The organism is Nocardiopsis prasina DSM 43845, from assembly GCF_000341265.1.
Classification (GTDB): Bacteria; Actinomycetota; Actinomycetes; order Streptosporangiales; family Streptosporangiaceae; genus Nocardiopsis; species Nocardiopsis prasina.
In genome coordinates this window covers 78214-94036 of sequence record NZ_ANAE01000107.1, presented here as the reverse complement: position 1 = coordinate 94036, position 15823 = coordinate 78214, and the positions used below count along the sequence as shown (strand labels likewise).

Here is a 15823-nt window from a genome sequence, read left to right as displayed (position 1 = left end):
AGCATGACGCTCGGCAGTCTGAAAGTCCAGGCGATACGCAAAGGGAACAGGAGAGGACACCGTGTCGGGAATCGGTGGTGGAGCCGGGGGCCTGCAGCCCCCCGGCCCCGGGGATTCGGGTGAGATAGGCAAGGCCGCGCAGAAGGGTGTTCCCGGCCTGGGCGACGCCGCGAAGGGCGGACCCGGCGAAGGTTCTGAGAAGGGCGCGGAATCAGGGGCGGGCCCGGAGAAGGCCTCGGAGGGAGCGCCCAGCGGTCCGGGCGGGCCCGGCGGAGGTCCTCCCGGTCTGGGAGCCGGCGGTACGTCCAAGGCCGCCAAGGACGGGGCCGAGGGCACCAAGGGCGTGGCCAAGGGAGTGGGGGCGGCGGCAGCGATCCCCGCCATCGGGCTCGGCGCCCAACTCCTGGTCATCATGATGTTCCTCAAGTGGCTCAAGGGCCTGATGTCCGCGCTGGCGGCCATGCTGCTGAACTTGTTGAACCTCCTGTGGTCCATCGTCGTCGCGGTGGCGAAGACGGTGGTGGGCGCGGTTCTGGCGGTCGGCGCCGCGGTGGCAGCGGCCGTCGGCGGAGCCATCTCCGTGGTCACAGGCGCCGCGATGTCGGTCGGGGCGGGGTTTCTGGCGATCGTCGCGATCGTCGCGACGGCGGTACAGGCGACGAACGAGAACAACGCGACCGCTCAGCGCGACGCCATGCCGGAGGACTGCCGTCCGGAGACCGAGGCGACCGTGAACGAGATCGACGCCAAGGCCGCGGCTCAGCTCAACGACGAGTCGATGGAGGACATGGCCGAGAAGGTCTACTCCATTCTTGGCGGTATGGGGATGCAGGACGAGAACATCGCGGGCGTGCTGGGCAACTTCCAGCAGGAGTCGATGATCGACCCGACGACCGTGGAGACGATCTACACCGAGCCCTACGAGTACGGACCACGCACTGAGGCCGCGGAGAAGAACGGCTTCAAGGTCGAGCTGATCGACGCCGACTACGCGGCGAGGTACCCGGCCATCGATCTGGTGGGCATTGGCCTTGGTCAGTGGACCAACGGTCGTAACACCATGCTCACTGACTACGCGGAGGAGACCGGTGGTGAGTGGTGGGAACTCGAGACCCAGTTCGCTTTCATGCTCTCGGAGGACGACCCCGCGCGGGTGAATTTCGCCAAGGAACTCATTGAGTCCCCGGACGGCTCGATCGAGGAATCCACCCAGGAGTGGATGGTGAAGTGGGAGGGATTGACACTCGGCGTCGAGGAGAACCGTGCCAAGCTCGCCACGCGCCTGGACCACGCCGATGTGTGGTTCGCGAAGTTGGACTCCTGGAAGGCCGACAAGAGTCTGGCCGACTCCGTTCTCGAGCAGGCCGAGACGACTCTGAGTGCGGCCAATCAGAATCGCCGGGCCGCGGTGGTGCAGGACTGCCAGACCGCCAACGTCAGCGGTGGAGGTGTGGTTCAGGCCGGAGAAATGATCCCCTGCGCGTCGCTGGGAACGATGGACTCTCAGGCCTGTGACCTGCACGAACACCTCCAGGACGAGTTCGGTGGATTCTTCATCAGCGCGGGTGGTTACCGCGACGAGGCGACGAGTAACCACGGTGAGGGCAAGGCGATCGACTACATGATGGCCGAGCTGGGCGAGGTTCCGACCGAGGAGATGAAGAATTCGGGAACGGAGGTCGTGAACTATCTTGTCGCGAACCACGAGGAACTGAACATTCTCGGCATCCTCTGGTACGAACGTGTCTGGAACCCTCTGCGGGACCCGGTGGGAAAGTGGAGCAACGAGATCACCCGGGACGCGGAGCGAGGGGACATTACCCAGAGTCACATCGACCACATTCATGTCAGTGTGGGAAAGCCGGGAACGTTCAAATGACCGAGCGCACAACGGCTCCCTGACGGGAACAGGGCGCGGTCTGCGTCCTCCTCCGGAGTGGTTCGGATGCCGGTGGAGTTCTTGTGTCCGGCTCGACAGGAAAGGAGCGCCAGGGAGTGTCCGGCGAAGGGAACAACGAGCGCGACGGCGGCGACGAGCGGTCGTCGGGCACCGGTGCTTCGGATGAGGAGCAGGGGGCCGCGAAGAAGTCCTGGCGCCACATGAGCCGCGAGGAGGTGATGCAACGCTTCGACGGCTACCAGGCCAAGCAGAGGGCCAATCGTAGAAGGCTGACCGGGGACGACGTCCAGGAGATGCTGCGGGAGCGCCGCGCCGAACGCCAGCAGCGCAGACGCGAGCGGTCCGAGCGGGGCGTCAGCGGCCGAGGACGCCCGCGGGACGTGGGTCGGTCGGTGCGGTTGAGCCTGGGCTCGGCCCTGATGCTCGGAGCTCTGGCGGCCGGGTACCTGGCCGCCGCCAGCACTGACACGACGGAGGCGCAGTCCGAGGCGAACGAGCAGAGCATCGCCTCGCTCAAAGGGGACATCCGCTTGTTGGAGGCCCAGACGCAGGAGGAGCCGGACGTCGCCGACCTTGAGGAGCGACTCGGTCAGGCGCTGGAGGACGCCCAGACGAAGGGCGAGCAGGTCGCCCGGGCGCAGAACGAGTACCAGGAGATCCTCGTCGACCTCGACGACGAGGACCTGGCGGAGGGCCGGGAGACGGATGACGCGCACGAACAGCGCAAGGAGCTCGTCGATCTCTTCGACGAGTCGGCCCGCGTCATCAAGGACGAGGACTCCCACCACCCCGGCGCGCACGTGATCCACGGCCCCCGCGAGATCGACGTGCTCGACCCTTGGTATTCGCGGCACGCGGACGAGACGCGAACGGACTACGCCGACCCGACGCTGAACTCCTGGGAGCTGGTGTCGACCACCCCGCGTACGGGCTCCGCCAGCGTGGTCGACGTGGCGTGGCTCAATCGGGACGCCTCCACGGGTGACGTGCTGGCCTGGGCCAGGGGGACGTTCAGCGGCGACACGGGGAGGTTTCACAGCCTCCAGGTAGGCAGGACCTCGATCGGGGAACGTCCGGCGGACGCGGCGCGGGAGGAGGACTGATGAGCTTTCTCCAGCGGAACGCCTTCCCGTTGGTCGCGGCCGGGCTCCTGGTCGTGTCCAGTGCCTCGTTCGCGGCCACCCAGGGAGCGAGGGAATCCGTTCTGGCGGAGCAGGAAGCGCAGATCCGTGAACTGGACGAGCGCAAGGCCGAGTTGGAGGCCGACCAAGCGGAGCGCGGACGCCAGGTCGCCGAGGATGTGGTGGGCACCAACGTCGCACGGTTGGACGCCGACGAGGAACTCATCCGTCAGGTGCTGGACACCGCCCTGACTTGGGAGACCCACGCCGAGTACGTGAGCGCTCGCACGGCCATGACGACCGCGTGGGAGGTTCCGGAGGATTCTGCGTTCATGACCGAGTTCCTGCCGGAGGCGCCGATGAACGTCGACAGCGAGGGCAAGGAGTACCCGCTCATCGATCTGCTTGGTCTCGATTCACGGGTGCACAGTTTCGACACCCAGCTGATGTCGGTCCTGGGCACCGAGTACACCTATCTGGTGTTGGTCAATGTGCGGACCACGTCCGACGACGGTGAGGCCAGTGCGTTCAACACTTCCACGGTGTTGTTGACCACTGACGGTGATGGTGGGGTGCACGACGTCGAGGGGTATGCCGCCACGTCACAGGTCCGTTCCTCCGGCCCCGAGTGACCCGTCATGCGGCCATGGAAGGCCGACCGGTCACTAGTGTGTGTTGATGGAACTGTTCTGATATCCGAGGAAATATTCCTCGTGGTGACATGAGGGAGGAGGTCAACGTGGCCGATGGCGAGCACGGGCCCGAAAGGCCCCCGACTCCGCCCTCGTTCTCCAACTACGAGCCCGGAAGCCTGGCCGAACGACTGGGGGCCACTCGTGCGGGGCAGGAGGAGGAACCCCCACCCCCGAAGGGCCCCTCCCTCCTTCCGAGGATCGCGTACTGGTCGGCCACCGGTCTGGGGATCCTGGGCGCTCTGACCCTGTTGCTCGCGGCAGGGCTGATCAGCGCTCAGCACCAGGCCCGACTGCAGGAAGAGGCCCAGCCCGGGTTCGACGCACAGGGCAGGACCACCACCGCCCAACAGAGCCTGGAGGACCTGCCGGGCAGGGACGAGGCCGATCGGTGGCTGAGCCAGGCGACCTCCGTGGGCGAGAGGGTCGCCGAGGCCCAGAACACCTTCCTCGAACACAGCGGGCCGCTTCCCCTGGACGAGCTGCCCGAGCAGACCCCCGACGCGGGAGAGCGCGACGAGTGCGTCTCCTACCTCGAGGAGGTTCCGACCACCCCGCGCGACTACACCGACGAGGAGCTCACCGCCTGCGCGGAGGGATTGCGCGAGGAGGCGATCGGTGGCCTGGAGCGGAGTCTGACCCCGCACTTCGCGGCGCAGGTGCGTGACCCGGACGGTTTCGACGCGGTGACCCAGTGGCACACGTGGGTGTCGACCGTGGAGGAGGACGTCTCCCTGGCCGACCACACCTGGACCGCGCACGAGGCACTCGTCTTCGAACGTGACTCTTCGATCCCCCTGGTTTGGACCCTCACCGAGGACGAGTCCGGAAGGGCGGTCGCATGGATGCGAGGCACCTTCGACCCACTGTCGAAGAAGTTCGACCAGATGGCGTTCGGGACGGTCGGCGTCGACGACGGTGAGGAGGGCGCCGACGAAGCCGAGGCTGAGGGGGACTCCGAGACCGAGGGCGATCCCGACGAGGACACGCGTGACAGTGGGGCCGACGTCCCGACGGACGAGGATGGGCACGAGGGGGAGGGTGAGCGCGGATGAGCCTTGCCGAGATGGAAGCCTACGAGCGTGAGCGGAAACTCCGCCGCGAGCGGATCCGGCTCGTCGTGTCCTGGGTGCCTCTGGGGGTGGCCGTCCTGACGCTGGCCGTGGGCGGACTGGCCGTCTGGTCGGCGTCATCGGGGCGGGAGGCCGACCACGCCGCGGTCGCTGCCCTCGCGGAGGAACACGAGAACGAGGCCGAGGAGGCCGAAGCCGAGTTCCAGAGCGCCTGGACCGAGGCACTGGAGCGTGCCACTCCGGTGCGCGTCGAACGGCTGGACGGTGACCGGGAGGCCATGCACGCGCTGTTGCGTGACGCGGTGGAGGCGGGTGGAAGCGTTGCGAGCGAACCCGACACCTCTGACGACGGGACCCTGGATTCGCTGGGGAACCTGTCCACCGACGGCGTGCCCGCACTCCGTGAGGGCTCACAGGCGGAGCTGGGAGAGTTCGACGCGGTCCTGGTCGACAAGGTGGGTTCGACCTACTCCTACTTCGTCGATGTCGACGTGTTCGACGCTGACGACCTCGCGAGCAACGACGGTGACGAGGAGGACGAAGCCTCCGCGGTCGCCTCCCTGTCCGTGATGTGGTCAACGAACAACAGGGGCGAGATCACCGAGATCGACGCCCACTGGCTCGACGAAACCCCCGCACGCTCCTAACACCCCACGCCCCGCCAGGAGAACAGCCGATGAGTCCCGCTTCGCCGACGGCCAGGAAGAAGTCGAAGGGAGCCCAGTCCGCCTCGGACAGGCGCGCAAGGAAACGTCAGGTCGAGGAGAACGATGGACAGGAGCCCGCTGCGGCCGACCAGGCGGACCAGAACGGCGTGAAGCCCTCGATCAGGGCTCGCACCCGCGCCCGCCTGGGCGAGAAAGGAATGCAGTCGTTGGTGGTGGCCGCGCGCGCCGGTCTGATCTTCTCCACCTGCTTCGCCGTCTATGTTCTGGCGATGTTCATCGCGGTGACCGTCGTCCCCAACGTCTTCCTCATGGTGGCGACCGGAACGGGCATCGGCCCCGCCGCCCCTCTGGAGATGCAACTGGCGCACTGGCTCGCACCCAGCCTGTTCCTCATCGGGCTGATCTTCGTCCTGGTGCTCGTCTTGGCGCGCTGGTTGTGGCGCGTCCAGCGGCGGCTGGGGGAGAAGGCCCGGCGTGCCCTGCTGGGCGAGGAAACCGGTCGCTGACCCCCGAAACCGAAGAAAGGCGATCCGTGTGAAAATCGCACCCCTGCAGATCTCCGACCCCTGGTCCCATCGTCTGGCTCGAAACAGCGGGGTCGGTACGCAGACCCTGAGCGCGGTGCACTGCGAACTCGCCGTGCGCATGGAGGCGGTGTCGATCCTCCACCACGGCGCCGACCAGAACTACCGCCCCTACCTGCACCTGCGAGGGCAGATCCTCCAGGTGCAGCCGGAGGTCGCGCTGCCGTTCGGCATCACGGAACTGCCCTACCGTTCCGGCTCGGAACCGAGCATCGACGCCTTCTACGAGTTCGACACCGCGCAGCTGAACGAGCTGATCAACAAGGGATACTTCAGCCCCCGTTTCCAGGTGCCCAACACGATGGTCGGCATCGTGTGGGAGCTTCCCGCCCGAGTCGACTTCCTCGTGGTCTCCCCGGAGACCATGGACCAGCCGCCGTTGGTGTTCGTGGGAGTGCGCGACCAGAACAGCGCCGTGCTCACCGAGGAGAGCAGCGGATACACCCTCGCCGAGTACTTCCCCGACTACTCCGCCGAGGAATCCGAGTTCGAGGACGGGGGCCAGTTCGCGGTGCCCACGCACTCGGACGAGATCGATGATCTCTTCGCTGACGAGGAACTCGACGAGTCGGTCCACCGGGGGGCGGGATCGCCGCCTCGGGGGGCGCCCTCGGAGAGGGGCGGGCCGGGGGAGGTCCCCAAGGGCGTGTTCGACCTCCTTCTGGACCAGGTCGAGTCCCAGCGCCGTGCCGAGGACGGCGCCAAACGGCCCGGGGTGGACTACGTTCCCGGCAGCCCCGAGGGCCTGTTGCGGGAGAGGATCACGCCGGGTGTGGAGGAGGCCTTGGCGGATTCGACCGAGGAGCTCCCGTCCGACGTACCGCAGACCGGCCCTCAGCAGAGGGGAGAAAGCGAGTTCGACGCCTTCCTGGACTGGGACGAGGACACCGTCGAGACGGACGGGGCGAGCGCGTCCGCCTCGGACACCGGTCACACGCGAGCCCCGGAGTCCTCCCCGGACCAGGCGAGGGGCGAGGGACGGGGTGACCACCTGCCGGGTGCCTGACTCGGACGGCTTCGTCGGCCCGCGGGGTTTCGGGCCGCGCGGGCAGGCGGAGGCCGCCGCGGTCCTCGTGCGCCCCTGCTTTCGGCGGGATCCCGCGAACAAAGTGTGTTCGGTGCGCGTCGTAATGGTGGGAGGCCAGCGCTCATCCTGACGGACGAAGGGACACGTTTCCCCATTCGCCTTTCCGGGCGGGCGGTGTCTTCCCACTGTTTGCCGCGATGTCCATCGCGGTATTTTCGGCCATCATCAAACAAGGCATCTAGCTTGTCCTAGTTGCGTTGTTTCGTGCTAGAATAATGCTGCTTTATGGGTAAAAACGTGAGTGGAACTGAGATGGACTCGTAACCTTCTCATCCACAGAAGGTGGTAAGGGTTGTTCACCAGGTCCGATGGCTCCTCCGGCGAAGAGCTCGACTCGCTCTATCCGAAGTTGGCCAAGTTCAGCGACCCTCTCAAGGCTCCCGAGCGGGAGATCGTGGGGCGTGAATACGAGATCTCCCAGCTCATGGCCGCCATGTCCCGGCCCGAGCTGTGCAACGCCCTCTTGCTGGCCCCTCCCGGGTCGGGCAAGACCGCTCTGGTGCAGGCTGCCATGTTGGCGGACGCCAAACGGGTCTACCTGGAAGTGGATCTGGCCCGGATGATCGCGGGCCTGAACAGCTCCGACGAAATGGCGGCGCTGATCAAGGGACTGTTCGACGAGGCCGAGCGGTTCAGTACCGAACAGCAGGCGGAGCTGGTGCTGTTCATCGACGAGTTCCACCAGGTGGTGCAGTTGAGCGCTGCCTCCGTCGAGGCTCTCAAGCCGGTGCTGGCTGCCTCCGGTGCGCGTGGGATCCGTGTGATCGCGGCGACGACGTTCGACGAATTCCATAAGTACGTGGCGCCGAACCAGCCGCTTATGGAGCGACTCCAACGCATCAACGTGAACCCGCCGGACCAGAGGACCACGGTCCAAATTCTCAAGGGGATGGCCAAACGGTACAAGGTGGACGACCAGTTCTACGACGACCACCTCTTCGAGATGATCTACGAGTACACCAACCGATACGTTCCGGCGTCGACCCAGCCGCGCAAGTCGATTCTGGTCCTCGACTCGATGGTGGGCTGGCACCGCCACACCGGACGTCCGATGGACCGTGCCCTGCTGGCGGATGTCCTTATGGAGTCGACCAACGTCAACGTGGCCTTCAACGTTGACGCGGTGAGCATCAAGAAGCAGCTCGACAGCGCGGTCTTCTCCCAGAACTTCGCGACCACGGTGGTCTCCAAGAGGCTGCAACTGTGCGTCGCGGATCTGAACGACAAGACGAAGCCCATGTCCTCCTTCCTGCTCACCGGTTCCACGGGCACGGGCAAGACCGAGCTCACCAAACAGCTCGCGAAACTGCTGTTCGGCGACGACCAGCGCCACCTCGTCCGGTTCGACATGTCCGAGTTCGCGCGCGAGGAGTCGCTGGACCTGTTCCGCTCGGAACTGACCAAACGCGTGTGGGACATGGGGCACGCGGTCCTGCTCTTCGACGAGATCGAGAAGGCGGCCTCGGCGATCACCCGTGTGCTGCTCCAGGTGCTCGACGACGGCAGGCTCTCTGACGACAACGGCCGCCAGGTCTCGTTCCTCAACACCTACATCGTCCTCACCACCAACGCGGGCTCGGAGATCTACGAGACCATCGCCCAGTACAACGTCGACGACACCGGTTCCGGCAAGGAGCTGGTGGAGAAGATGAAGGAGATCCGCCGTTCGATCTCCACCACGCAGGGCGACAACAAGTTCCCGCCCGAACTGCTCGGGCGTATCGACGCGATCGTTCCCTTCCAACCCCTCTCGCGGGAGACCCAGCGCAAGATCGTCATGAACAAGCTGCGCCAGATGCGCCGCGAGGTCATGGTCAAGCACGGGGTCCGGGTCGAGATTGCCGAGCGTGTCCTCCAGTACCTCATCGACGACCACGGGGACACCGACTCCAACGCGGGCGGTGCGCGTGCGGCGATCGCGAAGATGACCGACGAGGTCACCATCTCCATCGCCGCCTTCATCAATGCCCACCCCCACGAGCGGGTCCTTCGGGTGGACGTGCGCGGCATGATGCGCAGCGAGGACAAGGGCCTGCTGAAGAGCGACTCCTACGTCGAGGTCTCCGCGGCCCGTTAGGAACCCCCCGAGCTCCACCGGGTTCGCTCGGCCGAAAGAAGCCCGCGCGGGCTCACGAAAAGCCAGTACGACAAGTCATGGTTCGAACCGGAGAGGGTTGTGCCGATGGGATTCATCGACAACATGCGGCAGAAGGGGGCGGGCGACGGCACGTCCTCTGACAATCCGGAAGCCGCGGCCCCGCCCAACGGCGACGGCAAGAAGCGCGCCAAGCGGCGGAAGCCGGAGGAGATGCTGGCCAGTGTGGTGCGCGAGAGCACCGTCAACGCCGTCATCGACCTGCTCAAGCAGAACGAACCCTTCGTCCTGCCGGGTGCCAACTCGTGGGCTGCTCTGGCCCTGCCGGTGGACTACATCGGTGGTCTGAGCAAGAAGCACCAGAAGGACGAGGCCAAGGGCTCGCTCATCGAGCTCATCAACCATGACCACATCCAGGCCATCACCACCCGCTATCTCCTGGATGAGGAGGTACTGGGGATCATCCCCACCCCCCAGACCCTGGAGCGGATGGAGGAGTACTCGCTGCTCACCAACACCACCTATCACTGGATGGTGCTGAGCCCGAGTCCGGACGGTCAGGAACTGCTGGTCAACCCGGTCAATGGCAAGGAGGCGAGTTTCGCCGACGTCGTGGCCATCGCCAACGGCAGCCGCAGCCTTGCCGACCACCTGCCGCACGTGTGGGCATGGACCCAGGCCATCGACACTCCCAGCCCCCCGGTGAACACCCCACCCGCCGGAACACCCCCGTTGCCGCACACCGTCCCCGGCGGCCCCGCCCAGCGCGCGGGGCACGACGCCCCCACGGTCTTCGGTCACGGTGCCCCGACAGCGGCGACCCGACAGCCCGAGGCCGACGCGGACGACCACTTCGAGTCGAACGTCGCCGCCGAGCCCCTGGTGTTCGGTGAGGGGGTCGAGGAGGCGTTCAGCGCGGGGACGGACCTGGACGCGGAGCCGGACCTCGAGGACCACGGCCACGACGACCTCGTCGCCTACGACGACGAGGATGACGAGGACTACGACACGGAGGTCGATGACGAGGCGGGGTCCGAGGACTGGGAACAGTACGCGCAGCACCACCGGGACCGAGAGTTCACCGAGGAGCAGGTGCGCGCGAGCATCGCGCGGCGCTTCCTCTCCGGAGACCTCGAACTTGAGATCGCCCTCGACGAGTTCGAGGCCACGTTCGACACCCGGGCACCGGCGGTGCGCCTCGAACTGGGTGACAGGGGCACGGAGAAGCCCACCGACTGGCTCGGTGAGCAGGTCTCCTTGCTGGCCAACCAGGCCAACTCCGAACTGGCGAAGCTCCACCGCAACCACCGCAGGGAACTGCGCGGCCTCTTCGTCGAGACCATGAGCCTGCATGTGGAGTCGGTCATGCGTGCGGTGGACGAACAGCGCGAGGGCTCTGTTTACCAGTCGCTGATGGTCGCCGCGGACACAGAGTACGGCGAGCTCAGGTCCAAGGCGCCCGAGGACGTCAGCGCCCAGCGCAGCGAGATCACCCGGCGCTACGAGGAGGACGCCGACAACCGGGCCGAGACCGCCGCGGCCCAGGCCAGACAGGCGTTCTGGGACCGCGCTCGCCCCGAGTTTGAGCGTCGGATCGCCGATGTGGCCCTGGAGGTTGAACGGCGCAACGAGGAGCGTCACACCCACCGGCGCCAGCTGGTGCTCGAGATGCGGCGCAAGGACGCGCAGACCCGGATGCAGTTGGGCACCACGCGCGCCTTCCAACTGCTGTCGGAGCGTGAGGCCATCCAGCGCCAGGCCGAGATGGACCTGCTCAGCCAGTGGAACGCGAAGCTCACGCGCTACATCGACGACAACCGCAAGCAGGACATCGCACGGGCCGAGGCGTTGGCTGTGCAGCTGCAACTGGATACCAGCGTGGAGAAGTTGAAGGCCGAGCACGCCCGGCGCTCGGAGGAGCTCAGGGCCGGGCACGAGAACCAGATGCTGCGGTTGAAGGCCGATCTCAACAGGTTGACCTCCGACCTGGAACGCAGCCGCGAGCAGGCGGAGGTGCGGATGCGCGAGCGCGAGGGCGAATGGCATCACAAGGCCCAGATCAACAACCAGATGTATTCCGACCTGGTCGAGAAGACCCGCAACATGACCGACACGATGCACCAGGAGTACCAGGGCCAGTTGATGGCGCTGAACCGCACCAACCACGCCAGCATCGAAGAGCTGAACCGTGCCAACAATGTCCAGCGGCGCGCCAACAAGATCCTCTTCGTGCTCATGGCCGTCTTCGCGTTGGCGGCCGTCGGCGTGGGCGTGATCATCGGTTGGTGGTTCGGCTACAACACGTTCGGTGCCAGCGCGATGGCCCTCCCGGTGTGGTCCGACTAGGCCCTTGATGGCCATGACGCGCAGCGGTGACCGCGCGCGGGGCATCACCTCCGACCAACGAGGGTGGTGCCCTGTTCGCGTCGTTCGGACGTCCCGTCGTGAGATCTGGCGAAGCAGGAAAGTGAGCGCTTCCGAGCGCATGCACCAACGAAAGGCGCACCATGGCCAGGAGGAGTTCTAGCCCCAAAGCGGGTGCCTGGGACAAGCTCTCCTCTCGTAGCACCGAGGAGACGAACGCCAACCGCGACGTCTACGAATCCCAGCAGCTCGATCGCTCCAGGATCGAACGCAAACGGACTCGGACCTCGCGAACCGTCCTCGCCGTCGTGGTGAGCGTTCTGGTCACCCTGCTGGTGTGGGCGGTGTGGTCGGCGGGCCAGCTCACGGTCAGCACCGTGTCCGCGTCGTTCAGCAGCCCCACCGCCCCCGAGTTCGTGGAACGAGAGAGCCTCTCTCCGACCCGCTACTGCTTCCGGGCCCTCGACGAGAGCGGCGAGGTGATGGCCGACCGGCCTTGCTACGACTCCGAGGCAGAGGCCCTGGAGGACCCGCCGCAGTGGGTGCTGGACGACATGGCGGCCCAGCAGGCCGAGCTCGACGCCGAGCGCGCGGGCCAACCCGATGGACTGGTGGGCTGGCTCCTCCACATGAGCTGGCTCAAGCTGGCCGTGAGCTTCGGGGCAGGCCTGGTCACGTTCGGCGTGGTCCACACACTGCTCATGCGCAACCGGGACGCTCAGAACCTGCTGCACGACACCAGTGACATCAACCAGTACGACGGAGACCAGCACATCGCCCTGCCGCAGGAGATCGTGCGCAAGTTTGACTGGTTCCCCGACGCCGGTGCGCACTCGGGCGTACAGCCCAACTCGATGATCAGCCACGTCATGATGACCAACAAGGGCCTCAAACAGGTCCAGGCTGCCCAGCGCGCGGAGGAGGACGTCCTCGACTCTGACGGCGACATCGAGTACCTCAAGGGCGAGATCCTGCTCGACGAGGACGATCGGGCGATCACCAGGAAGAAGCCGCTGATCGACGAGAGGTTCGGGGAAGAGCTCTTCGAGGCCTCCGGCCTGCCGAAGGACAAGTCCCTGCGCAAGAGGTTCGACACCACCAGGGTCCCCTACAACCCCGACGGCAAGGACCGGGAGAAGCTCGGCAGGTACAAGACCGTCGCGGACATGGTCAATGACGACTGGACCTTCCCCGAGTACGAGGTTCAGCGGCCGGCTGGCGCCTACATCGTCGACACCGCCCCCGTGAACACCATGGTGCTGGCCATCACGCGGGCCGGTAAGGGGCAGACCTACATCGAGCCGATGATCGACATGTGGTTGCGCGAGAAGCGCCCCAACAACATGGTCATCAATGACCCCAAGGGCGAACTGCTGGTCAAACACTACGTACGGGCCACCATGCGTGGATTCCAGGTGGTGCAGTTCAACCTGATCAACGCCATGAAGACCGACATCTACAACCCGCTCGGCATGGCTGCGGAGGCCGCCCGTGAGGGTGACTCCACCAAGTGTGCGATGTACATCGAGAACATCGCCGACGTCTTCTTCCCTCTCGATGGCGGTGAGGACCCGGTCTGGCCCAACGCCGCCAACAACGCCTTCAAACGAGCCGCCTACGGTCTCATCGACTACTACCTGGAGGAGGAGCGCGAGCTGCGCGCCTACGCCAGCCGGGTGGACATGGACCCCAGGGTCCTGGAGACCAAGCTCGACGAGCGGTGGGGCAAGGTCACGCTCTACAACTGCTACCAGCTGTTCGTGCAGCTCTCCGCGAAGAAGGTCAAGAACCCGGTCCAGCTGGTCGAGGAGAAGGCCCAGAGGGGCGAGTACGGGAACCCGGATGACGGGACGTTCCGTGACGCGGAGGCCGAGGCGGAGTACGCGGAGGCCGAGCGCAAGGCCTTCCTGTGGGAGAACAAGGAGGAGCTGGACATGCTCACCCTGTTCTTCAACGCCACCAACGCGCTCCCGGTCAACTCGATGCGGACCCTGGTGGGCAACGCCGACAACGCCCTGCGTGCCATGGGCGCGGCCGAGAAGATGCTCGCCTCCGTGTACGGCATCGCGATCACGGCGATGAGTTTCTTCACCGACCCGACCATCTCCACGCTCACCTCGGGTACGCCGAGCCAGAACACGGACCTGGGGGGCCTGAGCTTCCCGCGGCGCATGGGTGTGCGGTTCACCATGAACTACCTCAAGCGCGATCACCTGATCGGTTCCCAGGCCAGGTGGGACGCCTTCGCCGACCCCGCGTTCACCCAGGACCTGGGTGCGGACTTCCAGCACGAGGACATCGTCTCCCGCGAGGGCTGGGCCCGCTTCTACTTCAGCGGCAAGTTCACGGGTGACGTCGCCTACGTCCGACTGCGGCTGCTGAACCCGCAGTCCGGCATGCTGATCCGCACCTTCTACTTCAGGTTCACGAAGGACTACCAGACCTCGCTCAACGGCCGGTTCTTCATCACCGACCCGGTGACCAACAGGAAGATCGTACGCAACGGCATCCTGTTGGAGCTGAAGAGGAACGACGACGGTTCGTTCGCGCCGGGCCACACCACCTATCCGCAGGTGCGCCTGACCAACATCACCGGGGACCAGCCACAGAAGGAGATGGGGCAGGCGAGCGCCATCACGCAGACGATGGTGCGCTACTCGGAACAGCCCAAGGCGGTCTTCCTGGTGACGCCACCGCACCTGATGAAGTACGCCAAGCTGATCCTGATCCTGATCAAGCAGCTGGTCGACCTGAACTTCGACAAGTCGTACATGACCAAGGAGAACCAGAAGCCGCTGTACAAGACCCGGTTCATGCTCGACGAGCTCGGCAACCTCCAGTCCGAGGGGCACGGCATCTCCGGGTTCGAGACGATGCTCTCCATCGGTCTGGGACAGGACCAGCAGTTCACACTGATCCTCCAGACCCTGCAGCAGCTGCGAGAGGTGTACGGCGAGAGCGTCGACAAGATCGTGCAGGGCAACACCTCCAACATCGTCTTCCTGAAGAGCACGGACGACTCGATGCTCGAGACGCTGGAGAAGATGTCGGGCAAGCGTCACACCACCTACATGGACTCCAAGACCGTGACTCAGGACAAGGGTCAGCTGGTCAAGGGCATGAGCGTGGAGAGCAAGGTCTCCTACACCATGGCGACCAAGGAAGAACCGGTCATCAGCTACAACGACCTGGCCTTCATCTCCGAACGCAACTCGATCGTCTTCCGGGCGGGCGACTCCCCGGTGTGGAACCGCAACGAGATGATCCTCCCGATGAGCTGGCGGCTGTTCAGGGACTCGATCGTGCACCCCGGCCACGACTACACGCTCCAGACCATCCCCACACTGTCCAGCGCGCTCGACTTCGACGTGCGCATGAACCAGCCCGACTTCGAGGCGATGCTGGCCAAGCGCATGCAGCAGGCCGAACTGGCTGTGGCCTGCCGTGAGAAGTACCGGACGGCACACGGCCTCTCCGCGGTCGACGTCTCTCGGCGGGACCCCGACACCTACGCCAACGACGTGATGGAGCTGGTGGACGCCGCCCGGGGCGAGGAGTACGCGGAGGAGAAGGGCCTGAGCGGTTCCGACGACGTGGACCCCGAGGACATCCAGGGCGACGTGGACATGGACGACATGGACTGGGAGTTCGACGAGGCCCTGCAACAGCTCGTCGACATCCAGCAGTCGCGGATGGACGAGTTCAGGGTGATGCGCTACGCCGACAGGCAGATCAGTCGGGACATGCTGGTCAACTTCTCGTCGGACCCCGAGCGGCCGCACGCTGGTGCGTTGGACGGCCCGTTGGACGGACAGATCGTCGAGGCGTACAAGACGGCTCGGACCGCACTGGAACAGGATGGCGCCCACTTCTCGACGGGCCGTGACGGTTCCCTGCGCAGCGCTGACGGCACGAGGGTCTTCATCTCCCGTCAGGACGAGTCGGAGGCGATGCGCAGACTCCAGCAGGCCAGCGCCAGCAGCGAGGAGCGGGTGTTCGCTGAGGACCCCGGCCAATGGGCGGACCTGCACGGGTTCAGCGTCCATGGAGCGTTCTACGAGTTCCTGGCCGAGAAGGACAGCTGGTTGGACGTGGCGCGCGGTGAGTTCGACCGGGCGATGGCGAGCGTGATGCGTTCTCAGGAGTAGTGACCGGGTGGAACACGGAGGAAGGGCGCGAGAACCAAAGGCTCGACCTTTCGAGCCAGGTCAGGGAAGTCGTCCGAGAAGGGGCTGTTCC

General features: G+C 65.7%; 10 protein-coding genes. All 10 read left to right on the top strand.

What is annotated here, in order from left to right:
• The first annotated feature begins 61 nt into the window (after nucleotides 1-61).
• A complete protein-coding gene (locus D452_RS0110105; protein ID WP_017544031.1) occupies nucleotides 62-1879 on the top strand; it encodes a phage tail tip lysozyme in 1818 nt (605 codons plus the stop codon).
• 116 nt (nucleotides 1880-1995) lie between these two features.
• Nucleotides 1996-3003, top strand: coding sequence for a hypothetical protein (locus D452_RS0110100; RefSeq protein ID WP_017544030.1), 1008 nt, complete (start codon nucleotides 1996-1998; stop codon nucleotides 3001-3003).
• On the top strand, nucleotides 3003-3653 hold the full coding sequence (locus tag D452_RS0110095; RefSeq protein ID WP_017544029.1) for a hypothetical protein: 651 nt from the start codon (nucleotides 3003-3005) through the stop codon (nucleotides 3651-3653). Before D452_RS0110100 ends, D452_RS0110095 begins: the two co-directional genes overlap by 1 nt.
• A gap of 89 nt (nucleotides 3654-3742) precedes the next feature.
• On the top strand, nucleotides 3743-4768 hold the full coding sequence (locus D452_RS0110090) for a hypothetical protein (RefSeq protein WP_017544028.1): 1026 nt from the start codon (nucleotides 3743-3745) through the stop codon (nucleotides 4766-4768).
• Nucleotides 4765-5433 carry a hypothetical protein gene (locus tag D452_RS0110085; RefSeq protein ID WP_026129157.1) on the top strand — a complete coding sequence of 223 codons (669 nt, stop codon included), beginning with the start codon at nucleotides 4765-4767 and terminating at the stop codon, nucleotides 5431-5433. Before D452_RS0110090 ends, D452_RS0110085 begins: the two co-directional genes overlap by 4 nt.
• A gap of 29 nt (nucleotides 5434-5462) precedes the next feature.
• Nucleotides 5463-5960 (top strand): hypothetical protein, encoded by a 498-nt coding sequence (locus D452_RS0110080; RefSeq protein ID WP_026129156.1) that lies wholly within the window; start codon nucleotides 5463-5465, stop codon nucleotides 5958-5960.
• A 28-nt stretch (nucleotides 5961-5988) separates the two neighbouring features.
• Complete coding sequence (locus D452_RS0110075; protein WP_193374225.1) at nucleotides 5989-7044, top strand: AAA family ATPase; 1056 nt, start codon at nucleotides 5989-5991, stop codon at nucleotides 7042-7044.
• Between the two features lie 373 nt (nucleotides 7045-7417).
• Complete coding sequence (locus D452_RS0110070; RefSeq protein WP_017544024.1) at nucleotides 7418-9202, top strand: AAA family ATPase; 1785 nt, start codon at nucleotides 7418-7420, stop codon at nucleotides 9200-9202.
• A gap of 105 nt (nucleotides 9203-9307) precedes the next feature.
• Entirely contained in the window at nucleotides 9308-11566 is a 2259-nt protein-coding gene (locus D452_RS0110065; RefSeq protein ID WP_020379983.1) for a hypothetical protein, read from the top strand.
• Nucleotides 11567-11727: 161 nt separating this feature from the next.
• Nucleotides 11728-15732 carry a type IV secretory system conjugative DNA transfer family protein gene (locus tag D452_RS0110060; protein ID WP_017544023.1) on the top strand — a complete coding sequence of 1335 codons (4005 nt, stop codon included), beginning with the start codon at nucleotides 11728-11730 and terminating at the stop codon, nucleotides 15730-15732.
• Nucleotides 15733-15823 lie beyond the last annotated feature (91 nt).

Coding starts and splice junctions, on each gene's coding strand:
- D452_RS0110065 (WP_020379983.1), top strand. CDS start 9,308: ATGGGATTCATCGACAACATGCGGCAGAAGGGGGCGGGCGACGGCACG.
- D452_RS0110095 (WP_017544029.1), top strand. CDS start 3,003: ATGAGCTTTCTCCAGCGGAACGCCTTCCCGTTGGTCGCGGCCGGGCTC.
- D452_RS0110090 (WP_017544028.1), top strand. CDS start 3,743: ATGAGGGAGGAGGTCAACGTGGCCGATGGCGAGCACGGGCCCGAAAGG.
- D452_RS0110080 (WP_026129156.1), top strand. CDS start 5,463: ATGAGTCCCGCTTCGCCGACGGCCAGGAAGAAGTCGAAGGGAGCCCAG.
- D452_RS0110085 (WP_026129157.1), top strand. CDS start 4,765: ATGAGCCTTGCCGAGATGGAAGCCTACGAGCGTGAGCGGAAACTCCGC.
- D452_RS0110060 (WP_017544023.1), top strand. CDS start 11,728: ATGGCCAGGAGGAGTTCTAGCCCCAAAGCGGGTGCCTGGGACAAGCTC.